Here is a 12194-nt window from a genome sequence, read left to right on the forward strand (position 1 = left end):
CACCCGCTATGCGCCGTGCCATGACCTCCCATCACAAGATCGTCGCGCTGATCGTCGCTGCCGGCCAGGGCAGCCGTGCCGGCGGCGCCATTCCCAAACAGTTTCGCATGGTCGCCGGCAAGGCGGTGCTGGCCCATGCCCATGATGCCCTGACGGCCCATGGCGAGATCGACGCGATCCATATCGTGCTTGGCGAGGGGCAGGAGGCGCAGGTCCGCGCGCTGCTGGGCGATCGGGCCGCGACATTCGTTACCGGGGCCGATAGCCGGCGCGGGTCGGTGCGCGCGGGGCTGGAGGCGATCGCAGCCGCAGGTGGCGCAGATATCGTCCTGATCCATGACGCCGCCCGCCCTTTCCTACCCCCAACCGTAATCGACCGCCTGCTCGGCGCGCTGGATAGCGCCATGGGCGCCACCCCTGCCCTGCCCGTCGCCGATACGCTGGTGCGCAGCGATGGCGACATGATGGGCGATGGCGTGGAGCGGGCCGGCCTGCACCGGGTACAGACGCCGCAGGCATTCCGCTTCGACGCCATATTGGCAGCGCACCGCGCGTGGGACGAGAGCCGCGAGGCAACCGACGACGCGCAGATATTCAAGGCGTGGGGTCATGACGTCATGTTGGTGCAGGGCGATGAAAGGCTTGAGAAATTGACCTATCCGCAGGATTTTGCCCGCGCCGAGACAACGCTTGCTACACCGCGCAGTACCCGCGTCGGCATGGGTTATGACGTCCACCGCCTCGCCCCGGACGAGGAATTGTGGCTGGGCGGCATATTGGTTCCGCATGATCGGGGCCTTGCGGGCCATAGCGATGCCGATGTCGCACTCCATGCCATTGTCGACGCGATGCTCGGCGCGCTGGCGGAAGGGGATATCGGCAGCCATTTTCCGCCGTCCGACCCGCAATGGCGCGGCGCGGCGTCCGACCGCTTCCTGGCCTATGCCCGCGACCGGGTTGCGACACGTGACGGCGTCATCGACCATATCGACCTGACCATCATTTGCGAGGCGCCGAAGATCGGCCCGCATCGTGATGCCATGCGCGCGCGGATCGCGGAGATACTGGCGGTGCCGATCGACCGGGTTAGCGTGAAGGCGACGACGACCGAGCGCCTCGGCTTTGCCGGCCGGCGCGAAGGCATCGCCGCGCAGGCGGTTGCAACCCTGTCCCTTCCCGCGCTATCCTGACGTCATGCAAGATACGATCCTGCCGGCCCAGTTGGTCGAACTCGCCGAAAAGGTCATCATCGCCAACCGGCGCGCCGGGCGCACGATTTCTGTGGCGGAAAGCTGCACCGGGGGCCTGGTGTCCGCCGCGCTCACCGAAATTGTGGGATCATCCGACGTATTCGACGCCGGATTTATCACCTATTCCAATGACATGAAGGCGGAACTTCTGAAAGTTTCGCATGATGTGCTGGACACGTTCGGCGCCGTGTCGATCGCCACGGCCTGGGCGATGGCGCAAGGTGCGCTCAAGAAAAGCCATTCCCATGTCGCGGTGGCCATCACCGGTATCGCCGGGCCGGGCGGCGGCAGCGAGCAGAAGCCGGTCGGCACCGTCGTCTTCGCCCGCGCCGAACGCGGCGCCCGCGCCGACAATGTCGTGGCCGACATGCGGCATTTCGAGAATAATGGCCGAGGTGGTGTGCGACTTCAGGCGGCGCTGTGCGCGCTGGAACTGCTGCTGCCCGAATCGGAAGGGTAGAGATCGGCGGCGCGCGCCTCGAACGCGCCGATCATCTTGCGCAGCGCCTTGTCGAAAAACTGGCCCGCCAGCATTTCGAACAGCCGGTTCTTGAATTCGAACTCGACCTCGAAATCGACCAGCACCCCGCCCTGCCCATCGTCGCGGAACTGCCATTCATTGTGCAGATGCTTGAGCGGGCCATCGAGATAATCGACCCGGACATGGTCGGGGCGATGCTTGTGGACGCGAGAGGTGAAGCTTTCCTTCACCCCCTTGAACCCCACGATCATGTCCGCGACCATTTCCGTCTCGCTGTCGGAGCGGACACGGATGGCGCTGATCCAGGGCAGGAACTGCGGGTAGGCGGCGACATCCGATACCAGATCGAACATCTGCGTCGGCGTGTAAGGCAGCCGGCGCGTTTCCTGATGCTTGGGCATGGCGCGATCAGGCCTTGGCCAGAGCCGCCCTGGCGAGCTTCGCGTCGCGTGCCGCCTTCATTTCGGCAAAATCCTTGCCGGCATGATAGCTGGAGCGCGTCAGCGGGCTGGATGCCACCTGAAGGAAGCCCTTGGCCCGTGCGATCGCCGCATAGGCGTTGAAAGCGGCCGGGGTGACGAACTCCATCACCTTGGCATGTTTGGGCGTCGGCTGGAGATACTGGCCCATGGTCAGGAAGTCGATGTCGGCCGAGCGCATGTCGTCCATCACCTGATGCACCTCCAGACGTTCCTCGCCCAGGCCCAGCATGATGCCCGACTTGGTGAAGATGGATGGGTCCAGCCGCTTCACCGATTCGAGCAGGCGCAGCGACGCATAATAGCGCGCGCCGGGGCGGATGGTCGGATAGAGGCGCGGGACCGTCTCCAGATTGTGATTATAGACATCCGGCCGGGCGGTGACGATCATTTCGACTGCGCGCTCATGCTTGTTGCGGAAGTCGGGCGTCAGTATCTCGATCGTCGTATTGGGCGTCGTGCGGCGCAGCGCCTCGATCACCTTCACGAACTGCGAAGCGCCGCCATCGGGCAGATCGTCGCGGTCGACCGAGGTGATGACGATATGTTCCAGGCCCATTTCGGCGCAGGCATCCGCCAGATTCTGCGGCTCGTTGGGATCGACCTTGCGCGGCATGCCGGTCTTCACGTTGCAGAAGGCGCAGGCGCGGGTGCAGACATCGCCCAGGATCATCACCGTGGCATGTTTCTTCGTCCAGCATTCGCCGATGTTCGGACAGGCCGCTTCCTCGCACACCGTCGCGAGTTTCTTGTCCCGCATTAGCTGGCGGGTTTCGTTATAGCCCTTGCTGGTCGGCGCCTTGACGCGAATCCAGTCGGGCTTGCGAACGCGCTCAGGGTTGTTGGCCGAGCTATTGGCGGACTGAGCGGGCACGGGGATCGGGCTGATGTCGTTCATGTGCCCCAGATAGCGATGCAGGGCCGCTCTTGCCAGTCCTGTCTTTGTGCGGCACATCTCCCGGCCATGACCGACTTTACCGATATGATCACCGGCTATCGCCGCTTCCGCACCACCGGCTGGAGCCAGCAGCGCGAACGATGGGACGAACTGAACGAGGGGCAAAGTCCCAAGGTGATGGTGATCGCCTGTTCGGACAGCCGGGTCGATCCCGCGCAGATTTTCGACACCAGTCCCGGCGAGATTTTCGTCGTCCGCAACGTGGCCGCGCTGGTGCCGCCGTTCGAGACCAATCCGGGCTGGCATGGCGTGTCGGCCGCGCTGGAATTTGCCGTTCAGGTGCTCAAGGTCGGCGAGATCGTCGTCATGGGCCATGGCAAATGCGGAGGTTGCAAGGCGGCGCTCAGTCAGGATCTGAAGGATGCGCCTCCGGGCGAAGGCGGCTTCATCCATAACTGGATCGAGTTATTGGATAGCGCCCGCGACGTGGTGGTGGAGCAATATGGCGAGCAGCGGGATCGCGATGTCGAGCGCGCCATGGAACAGGAAGGCGTCAAGGTCAGCCTTGCCAACCTGCGCAGTTTTCCCTGCGTGCGCGCCAAGGAAAAGAGCGGCGAATTGAAGCTGGTCGGCAGCTTCTTCGCCATATCCGACGGGCAGTTGCATCTGCTGGACGAGGCAAGCGGCACGTTCGCGCCCGCCTGAAGGAGACTGACATCATGGCAACCGGGCAGGAAGGCCGCGGCAATATCGCCCTGCTGATCGATGCAGACAATGCGTCGGCGGCACATTTCGATTCGGTCATGACCGTGCTGGCGGAACTGGGCACGGTGAATATCCGACGCGCCTATGGCAATTGGAGCAAGGCGACGCTCAAGACCTGGGCATCCCTGTCGGTCGCCCATGCGATCGAGCCGCAGCAGCAGTTCGACCTGACCAAGGGCAAGAACGCCACCGACATGAAGATGACGATCGACGCCATGGACCTGATGGCGTCGGGCCGGGTCGACGGTTTCGGCCTGATGTCGAGCGACAGCGACTTCACGCCGCTGGCGACGCGCATCCGGCAACAGGGCATTCCGGTCTATGGCTTCGGATCGGCCAATACGCCGGAGGGCTTCCGCCGCGCCTGTACGCGCTTCCTTGATGTCGCGGCGCTCAAGCCCGCCGCCGTACCCGTTGTAGCCAAGGCGCCGGTGAAGAAGGCGGCGGCCGCCAAGGCCGCGCCGGCCAAGAGCGCTCCGGTAACACCTGCTCCGCCCCCACCGCCGCAGCCGCAGCGGAAGGCCGTGGACGAGGAAGTCGTGCGCCTGCTGATCGACGCTTATGATGAGGCGAAGCGGGATGAGCGCGGCTTTGTGGCGCTTGGCCCTGTCGGGCAGCGGGTCGGTAACCGCTCCAGTTTCGACGTACGCAATTTCGGCTATAAGCGGCTGTCCGATCTGGTGGCTGCCATCCCCAATTTCATCACCGAAGTGCGCGAAGGCGGCCAGACCTGGATCAAGCGGGTCAAATAATGCCGGTCGTCGCCCGGCACCTGATGATCCATGGCAGGGTGCAGGGCGTCTGGTACCGCGCCTGGACGGTGGATACCGCTCACCGTCTTGGTCTTGTCGGCTGGGTCCGCAACCGGGCGGACGGCAGTGTCGAGGCCGTTGTCGAGGGTGAAGAAGCGGCCGTCGGACAATTTCAGGCGCTGGCCCATGATGGGCCGATTGCCGCAAAGGTGGCGCGGATCGACGCGACCGATATAGCGGCAACGCCATTCACGACGTTCGAGAAACGACCGACTGTCTGACGCCAATCATTAAAAAAAGGGCCGATCCGTGAGGATCAGCCCTGAAAGTTTTAGGAGAGGATGCCTGAAAGGCCCGCCCCTTGTGAAATGTTAGCGCCACCATCGCAATTGCGAAAAGTTCAGTCGCAATTGCAAAAATTGCAACTGCCCCGCCAATTGTCAGGCAGTGCCCCAAATCGCTTCGGCCGTTCGTACGACCAGTTCCAGCTTGGCCTTCTGTTCGTCCGACGTGATGGCGTTCCCCTCTTCCGTCGAAGCAAAGCCGCATTGCGGCGCGATGCCCAACTGGTCGATGTCGGCAAACTTGGCCGCTTCCTCGATCTGACGCTTGAGCTGATCGACCGGCTCCAGATCGGGCGTCTTGGTCGTGATGAAGCCGGGATAGACGCGCTGGCTGCCTTTGGCGAGGAAACGCAGCGGTTCCAGGCCACCGGCGCGCTCGCTGTCATATTCCATGAAGAACAGATCGACGCCGGTCTGGTTGAAGATCGCATCGGCCGCCAGATCATAGGCGCCCTCTGCCGCCCAGGTGGAGCGGAAATTGCCGCGGCACATGTGCATGCCGATCAGCATGTCGGCCGGGCGGTCCTTGATCGCCTCCCGCATCATGCGGGCATAGGCGGTGATCAGCCAGTCGGGGTCGATGCCTTCCGCCGCCTTCTGCGCGCGATGCTTGGGATCGCACAGATAGGCGAAGAAGATATCGTCCATTTGCAGATAGCGGCAGCCCGCGTCGTAGAAGGCCGCAACCGCCTTGGCATAGGTGGCGGAAAGGTCGGCAAACAGCACATCCAGATCGGCATATTCCGGCACACGGATATCCGCCTTGGCCGTGCGGAAATGGCAGCAGCTAGGCCCCGGAATAGAGATTTTCGGTGTGACGCCGGTGTTCGCGGCGAGGAAACGGAAATGGTCCAGCATCGGATGGTCCGCGGGAAAATCCAGCTTGCCGTTGATGACCGGGAAGGTCGGCCGCAGTTTCACGCCGTGAAATTGCGCGCCCTCTTCCGGATCGCGCTGTTCCAGGTCGAAACCGTCCAGGCCGCCCATGAAATCATAATGCCAGAAGGACCGGCGAATTTCGCCATCGGTCACGACTTTCAGGCCGACCGATTCCTGCATCTTCACCGCGTCGATGATCGCGGCATCCTCCACAACGGTCAGGTCTTCCCGCGTGATGGCGCCATCCTCGAAGAAGGCCTTACGCGCGGCCGTGACCGCAGCGGGCCGCAACAGCGACCCGACATGGTCCGCCCGTGCGGGCGGTGCAATATTCATCATAGTCAAAAGTCCCGAATGAAAATCAGCGCGTCAGCTTCTTGTAGGACAGCGCGGTCGGACGGTCGGCCGCATCGCCCAGACGACGGCGCTTGTCTTCTTCATAGGCTTCGAAATTACCCTCGAACCATTCGACATGGCTGTTGCCTTCAAACGCCAGGATGTGCGTGGCGAGGCGATCGAGGAAGAAGCGGTCATGGCTGATGACCACGGCGCAGCCCGCGAAATTTTCGATGGCTTCTTCCAACGCACCCAGCGTTTCGACGTCGAGATCGTTGGTCGGTTCGTCGAGCAGCAGCACGTTGCCGCCCTTTTTCAGCATCTTGGCGATGTGGACGCGGTTGCGTTCACCACCCGACAGCTTGCCGACATTTTTCTGCTGGTCCTGCCCCTTGAAGTTGAAGGCGCCGACATAGGCGCGCGTCGACATGTCGTGGCCGTTGACCTTCACATAGTCGAGGCCATCGGAGACTTCTTCCCAGACATTCTTCGTGCCATCCAGATGATCGCGGCTCTGGTCGACAAAGCCCAGGCGAACGGTCGATCCGATGTCGATCTCGCCCGCATCCGGGGTTTCCTGACCGGTTATGAGCTTGAACAACGTGGACTTGCCCGCGCCGTTCGGCCCGATCACGCCCACGATGCCGCCCGGCGGCAGCAGGAAGGACAGATCCTCGAACAGCAGCTTGTCGCCGAACGCCTTGGTGATGCCCTTGAATTCGATCACCTTGCCGCCCAGGCGCTCCGGCACCTGGATGACGATCTGCGCCTTGCCGGGCGAGCGGTTGTTCTGGCCGGCGACCAGTTCCTCGAACTTCTTGATACGCGCCTTGGACTTGGTCTGGCGGCCCTTGGTGCCCTGCCTGATCCACTCCAGCTCGTCGTTGATCGCCTTCTGGCGGCCGGTGGCCTCGCGGTCTTCCTGCTCCAGGCGCTTCGACTTCTTCTCCAGATAGGTGGAGTAGTTGCCTTCATACGGGAAATATTTTCCGCGATCGAGTTCCAGAATCCAGCCCACGACATTGTCGAGGAAGTAGCGGTCATGGGTGATCATCAGCACCGACCCGGCATATTCCTTCAAATGATTTTCCAGCCAGGTGACGCTTTCGGCATCCAGATGGTTGGTCGGTTCGTCGAGCAGCAGGATGTCCGGCTTCTGGATCAGCAGGCGGGTGAGCGCGATGCGGCGCTTTTCACCGCCAGAAAGGCTTTCCACCGACCAGTCGGACGGCGGGCAGCGCAGCGCTTCCATCGCCAGTTCAAGCTGGCTGTCGAGCGACCAGCCGTCGACGGCGTCGATCTGTTCCTGGAGCGTCCCCATTTCCTCCATCAGTGCGTCGAAATCGACGTCCTCCGGCGGGTCGCCCATGATGTTGCTGATCTCGTTGAAGCGGTCCATCTTGTCCGCGATATCGCGGGCACCGTCCTTGACGTTTTCGAGCACGGTCTTGTTGGGATCAAGCTGCGGTTCCTGCGGCAGATAGCCGACGGTGATATTCTCGCCTGGCCAGGCTTCGCCGCTATAGTCGGTGTCGATGCCGGCCATGATCTTGATGAGGGTCGACTTACCCGCGCCATTCGGGCCGACGATGCCGATCTTCGACCCGCGGTAGAATTGCAGGTTGATATTGCTCAGCACCGGCTTGGCCGCGCCGGGGAAGGTCTTCGTCATGCTCTTCATGACATAGGCATATTGCGATGAGGCGGACATGGGTGTGCGCTGCTCCGAAATCAGGACGGGAAAGTCGTTTTGAAAAATCTGCGCCGAGTTAGCGGACGCGGAACATATTGGCAAATGCGGGATGCCCGGTTACGCCATCATCCATGCAGAAAATCCGATCGGGCCAGCTCGCCGCCCTCCTCCTTGGCAGCATCCTCACCCCGGCCCTGGCCCATGCAGCGGAGGGCGGCGCGATTCGCGCATCCGCGCTCCAGGACGATGTCGCGTGGGGCATCACCGAAGGGCTGACCACCGAAGTCGGCCCCCGCCCCGCCGGCACCGCACGGGAAGCGCTCGCCCGCGACTGGTCGGTGGCGAAGCTGAAGGCGCTGGGGTTCTCCAACGTCCGCGCCGAGCCTTATAAGATGCCGGTGTGGCAACGGGTGCGCGACGAAGCGCGCATCGTCAGCCCGTTCCCGCAATATCTGGTCGTGGCGGCGCTGGGCAACAGCGGCTCCACCCCGGAAGCGGGGATCGAAGGCGAGATCGTCTATTTCCAGACCATCGCGGATTTGCTGGCCGCACCCGACGGCAGCCTGAAGGGCAAGATCGCCTTCGTGAGCCATGAGATGAAGGCCGCGCAGGACGGCTCCGGCTATGGCTATTATGGCGCAGCCCGGCGTCAGGGGCCGAGCGTGGCGGCGAAGAAGGGCGCGATCGCCATCCTCGTCAAGTCGATCGGCACCGATCATCACCGCATCGCCCATACCGGCGTGCAGATGTGGGCCGATGGCGTGACGCCGATCCCTGCCGTGGCGCTGAGCGTACCCGACGCAGAGCAACTGGCGCGCGTCGTATCACGCGGCAAGCCTGTGCGCGTCCATCTGACCGCCGTGTCGACGCGGCTGAAGGATCAGCCATCGGGCAATGTCATCGCCGAAATCCCTGGCAGTGATCCCAAGGCGGGGCTTGTCGTCGCCGCCTGTCACCTCGACAGCTGGGATCAAGGCACCGGCGCGATCGACGATGCGTCGGGTTGCGGCATCATAGCAGCGGCCGCTTTACAGGTGGCCAAGGCAGGCCAGCCACGGCGCACGATCCGCGTCCTGTTCGCAGGCGCAGAAGAAGTCGGCGGCGATGGCGGCCGGGCCTATTTCGCCGCCCATGGCAAGGAAGCGCATGCGTTGGTGGCGGAATCCGACTTTGGCGCGGACAAGGTGTGGAAGGTCGATTTTACCCTGCCGACCGGCCATGAAGCGCTTGCCGGCCGCATCGCGCAGGAACTGGCGCCGCTCGGCATCGTGCCCAGCCGGGACAAGGCGCATGGCGGATCGGACATCGAGCCGCTGGTGAATGCAGGCGTGCCGGTGATCGACCTGCAACAGGACGGCACCCGCTATTTCGATATCCACCACACGCCCGATGATACGCTGGACAAGGTCGATCCAATGCAGTTGCGACAGAATGTGGCGGCCTGGGCCGTCACGCTGGAAGCGGTCGCCAATGCGCCAGAATCCATGGGCGTTAACTGAACTTTTATAGTAGACAACGCCCTGCCGCGTGATTCCATCGTCTCACCGGCGTAGAAAAGCATTGATTTGTGCAACGCACACGTTAATGCGGGTCGCTCGCGTAGGGTCACATTTGTAACGTGCCAGACGCGGCATAATGCTATGGGAGCCGTACACAATGAAGAAGATCGCTGTTGTTTTCGCTTCGGCCAGCCTGATGGCCCTCGCTGCTTGCGGTGAGAAGCCGGCCAACGAGACCGCGAACGCTTCGAACGCCGTTGTCGAAAACGTTGTCGAAAACGCTGCTAACGCCGCCGACAACGCCGCGAACGCCGCCAATGTTGCTGCGAACGCCGCCAACGTTGCTGAGAACGCCGCGAACGCTGCGCACTAATCTTCGCGTTAGCGAGATTTCCGAAGGGCGGGCCTTTATGGCCCGCCCTTTTTGTTTGTGCGGACATCATGAACCGCCGCTGCCCATCTGGCGGAACATCCCTGCCCGTTCAAGGGTTTGATCCTTGCAGACAAGGAGTGACTGACATGGGCAAAGGCATATTATTGTGGCTGCTGGGCGTGCCAATCCCGATCATTCTGCTTTTGTGGCTTTTCTTTCACTGATCGGCACGATGAGCGATTGACTGCATGCGCGCTTGCCCGCTAAGGCCGCCCCTCGTCGGGGAGTAGCGCAGTCTGGTAGCGCGCCTGCTTTGGGAGCAGGATGTCGCAGGTTCGAATCCTGTCTCCCCGACCAACTTTTTGCCTCAAAACAACGCATATGTACCCATGAGGTCCAGGGTGAAAATCCACTGTTTTGAGTGGATTGAATGTGTCACCATAGAAGGCCACCAGGATTGGAGGTGGAATGGTGAAACAACATATTCCTGGCGGAATTGCTGTTCGTCTCGCCGCGTGAAACGCAGAGATGAAGGGCTATGCTTTCCCACAGCGTTCTGACCTCGCTGAAGGCTCACGACAAACCGATTGAAAAATCTGATGGCGGTGGCCTCCTCATCCGGGTCGAGCCATCCGGCCGGAAGCTCTGGCAATTCGCCTATAGGTTCGACGGCAAGCAAAAGACACTGAACGGCGGCGTGTATCCCGATACCAGCCTCGCCCAGGCGCGCGTTTGGCGGGATCGCAACAAGGGCCTGATCGCCAACGGGAGGTATCCATCTTGCCTGCTTGAAGAGCGAAAGTCTCGGAAGCACGCACATGCCCTCACTTTCGAGGCCCTTGTACTCGAATGGTTGAAAGCCCGGAAATCATCCTGATCGCCGCGTTACTATCGGATCACCAAAGGGCGGCTCGATGCCGATATCTTTCCTCATCTTGGGCGCAAGGCTGTTCGCTCAATCCTGCCGCGTCATGTCTTGGAGGCGTTGAGGCTGGTCGAGAAACGGGGCTCGACCGGCATGACCCACAGGCTCAGGGGCACATGCAGCGAGATTTTTCGTTATGGCATCCCGGACGGCCGCGTTGATAGTGACCCGTGCCGGGACCTCATCTTAGCCATGGTGAAAATCCCTGCCACCCGCCACATGGCCAAGGTTGAGGCCAAGGATTTGCCTGCCTTTTTTTCGCAAGCTCAACGCCGATCAGGGCGCGCGCATGAGCCACCTGGCGTTACGTTGGACCCTGCTCACCATGGTTCGGACCCAAGAGAAGCGCTTTGCAACCTGGTCGGAATTCGAGGGCTTGGGAACGGATGAACCGCTATGGCGCATACCGCCGGATCGCATGAAGATGCGGACTGAGCACGTTGTGCTGAGCGCCCGCCTTGGCAGGCAGTCGAAGGGGGCCTGCGATCTGCTCACCACTAGCAGCACCCCTTATACCGCCGCCTGGTATCGAAAAACCAGCCTGACATTCAGCGACGCCATCGGCGCAATCCGACTCCAACTCTGGGTCGGCGACATTAATTTACACTCCCCGCCGCACAGAGAACCGCACTATATTCCGACAACATGACTCGTACGTATGGCTCAAGCACTATGCTTTGCTACCTAATCGTACAAAGTCGAGATAAGGACGTGATTGCAATCAGCGAATCTTGGAGTTAACCATCGCATAGAGGGGTCGCGCCTTTGCCGAATCGCTCCGCTTGACGGAGTATATCGGTTTGTTTTCCCAGGGGGAGACGTCGCGTGACCGACTATTATGGTGGACCCGAAAACAACAGCTACCTCATCACGATTTCGGATGGATCATCCTATATCGATGGCGGTGGCGGCACGGACACGCTGACGCTCGACTGGTCGGGCAGCACTACCCAGCAATATGGCCAGGCCTATGGCGCGACCAACGGTTACAGCTTTTCCTTTTACGACTATGGCACGGCCTATTCGGTCAGCGGCAGCAATGTCGAGAATCTGGTCGTCAAGTTCGGCAGCGCCGACGACACTTTCTACGCCTATGCCAACGCGGTCGTTGCTTTCAACGGCGGGGGGGGCAATGACCTTTTCTACGGCGATTTCTCGACCAGCACCGCCAATATCAGCTTCACYCTCAACGGCACCGCCGGCAGCACTTCGACCTTCACCGGCCAGGGRTCGTCCGTCACCAATGTCGAACGCATCCAGGTGACCACCGGGTCGGGCAATGACAGCCTCACCGGCGGYGCGCTGGCCGACACGCTGAACGCGGGCGACGGCACCAATAGCGTCAATGGCGGCGCTGGCGACGACAGCATCACCTCGTCGGGCATCGACACCATCAATGGCGGCGACGGCAATGACAACTGGACCGGCAATTATGGCGCCATGACCAGCGCGCTGACCATGACCGAGGGGTCGGGGCTGAGCTACGGCTTCTCCAACGGCACCAGCGTCACCAATGTCGA

14 protein-coding genes, 1 tRNA gene and 1 pseudogene are annotated in these 12194 nt (G+C 61.8%); 12 read left to right on the forward strand and 4 right to left on the reverse strand.

The genetic code is table 11. The features are described from left to right. Window positions 1–8: 8 nt before the first annotated feature. Entirely contained in the window at window positions 9–1190 is a 1182-nt protein-coding gene (locus ASE85_RS05355; RefSeq protein WP_056684755.1) for a bifunctional 2-C-methyl-D-erythritol 4-phosphate cytidylyltransferase/2-C-methyl-D-erythritol 2,4-cyclodiphosphate synthase, read from the forward strand. Between the two features lie 4 nt (window positions 1191–1194). Then, window positions 1195–1710 (forward strand): CinA family protein, encoded by a 516-nt coding sequence (locus tag ASE85_RS05360; RefSeq protein ID WP_056684757.1) that lies wholly within the window; start codon window positions 1195–1197, stop codon window positions 1708–1710. On the opposite strand, the gene ASE85_RS05365 is transcribed toward ASE85_RS05360, so the two are convergent. Together ASE85_RS05365 and lipA are read right to left on the reverse strand one after the other, a co-directional pair. Next, window positions 1659–2132 (reverse strand): type II toxin-antitoxin system RatA family toxin, encoded by a 474-nt coding sequence (locus ASE85_RS05365; RefSeq protein WP_056684760.1) that lies wholly within the window; start codon window positions 2130–2132, stop codon window positions 1659–1661. The genes ASE85_RS05360 and ASE85_RS05365 overlap by 52 nt on opposite strands. A 7-nt stretch (window positions 2133–2139) precedes the next feature. Further along, window positions 2140–3165, reverse strand: a complete 1026-nt coding sequence (gene lipA / locus ASE85_RS05370; protein WP_056684762.1) for a lipoyl synthase — start codon at window positions 3163–3165, stop codon at window positions 2140–2142. Window positions 3166–3174: 9 nt separating this feature from the next. Between lipA and ASE85_RS05375 the strand changes: the two genes are divergently transcribed. Genes ASE85_RS05375 through ASE85_RS05385 form a run of 3 tightly spaced genes read left to right on the forward strand, consistent with a single transcriptional unit; the run spans window position 3175 to window position 4906 of the window. After that, window positions 3175–3813: a carbonic anhydrase gene (locus tag ASE85_RS05375; protein ID WP_056684765.1), complete on the forward strand. Its 639-nt coding sequence runs from the start codon at window positions 3175–3177 to the stop codon at window positions 3811–3813. Window positions 3814–3827: 14 nt separating this feature from the next. Beyond that, window positions 3828–4625 carry an NYN domain-containing protein gene (locus tag ASE85_RS05380; protein WP_056684768.1) on the forward strand — a complete coding sequence of 266 codons (798 nt, stop codon included), beginning with the start codon at window positions 3828–3830 and terminating at the stop codon, window positions 4623–4625. Next, window positions 4625–4906 carry an acylphosphatase gene (locus tag ASE85_RS05385; RefSeq protein ID WP_056684771.1) on the forward strand — a complete coding sequence of 94 codons (282 nt, stop codon included), beginning with the start codon at window positions 4625–4627 and terminating at the stop codon, window positions 4904–4906. The genes ASE85_RS05380 and ASE85_RS05385 overlap by 1 nt, the downstream gene beginning before the upstream one ends. A gap of 159 nt (window positions 4907–5065) precedes the next feature. Here ASE85_RS05385 and ASE85_RS05390 read toward each other — a convergent pair whose 3' ends face one another. Next, window positions 5066–6187: a 5-methyltetrahydropteroyltriglutamate--homocysteine S-methyltransferase gene (locus tag ASE85_RS05390; protein WP_056684775.1), complete on the reverse strand. Its 1122-nt coding sequence runs from the start codon at window positions 6185–6187 to the stop codon at window positions 5066–5068. A 22-nt stretch (window positions 6188–6209) separates the two neighbouring features. Beyond that, complete coding sequence (gene ettA, locus ASE85_RS05395; RefSeq protein ID WP_056684780.1) at window positions 6210–7895, reverse strand: energy-dependent translational throttle protein EttA; 1686 nt, start codon at window positions 7893–7895, stop codon at window positions 6210–6212. Window positions 7896–8008: 113 nt separating this feature from the next. Between ettA and ASE85_RS05400 the strand changes: the two genes are divergently transcribed. The 7 genes and pseudogenes from ASE85_RS05400 to ASE85_RS05425 form a co-directional block, all read left to right on the forward strand. Continuing rightward, on the forward strand, window positions 8009–9376 hold the full coding sequence (locus ASE85_RS05400) for a M20/M25/M40 family metallo-hydrolase (protein ID WP_056684783.1): 1368 nt from the start codon (window positions 8009–8011) through the stop codon (window positions 9374–9376). Between the two features lie 157 nt (window positions 9377–9533). After that, a complete protein-coding gene (locus tag ASE85_RS05405) occupies window positions 9534–9749 on the forward strand; it encodes a hypothetical protein (protein WP_056684845.1) in 216 nt (71 codons plus the stop codon). Between the two features lie 280 nt (window positions 9750–10029). Further along, window positions 10030–10106 (forward strand) — tRNA-Pro (locus tag ASE85_RS05410). Between the two features lie 181 nt (window positions 10107–10287). Next, window positions 10288–10626, forward strand: a complete 339-nt coding sequence (locus ASE85_RS05415) for an Arm DNA-binding domain-containing protein (RefSeq protein ID WP_056684788.1) — start codon at window positions 10288–10290, stop codon at window positions 10624–10626. A 15-nt stretch (window positions 10627–10641) separates the two neighbouring features. After that, window positions 10642–11064 (forward strand): annotated as a pseudogene (locus ASE85_RS24340) (phage integrase central domain-containing protein); the annotation flags it as partial. After that, window positions 10964–11323, forward strand: a complete 360-nt coding sequence (locus ASE85_RS05420; RefSeq protein ID WP_056684790.1) for a hypothetical protein — start codon at window positions 10964–10966, stop codon at window positions 11321–11323. The pseudogene ASE85_RS24340 and the gene ASE85_RS05420, both read left to right, overlap by 101 nt. A 176-nt stretch (window positions 11324–11499) precedes the next feature. Further along, a partial coding sequence (locus tag ASE85_RS05425; RefSeq protein ID WP_443018477.1) for a calcium-binding protein occupies window positions 11500–12194 on the forward strand: 695 nt, incomplete at its 3' end.

This window comes from Sphingobium sp. Leaf26, assembly GCF_001421665.1.
In the GTDB taxonomy this organism is placed as follows: domain Bacteria; phylum Pseudomonadota; class Alphaproteobacteria; order Sphingomonadales; family Sphingomonadaceae; genus Sphingobium.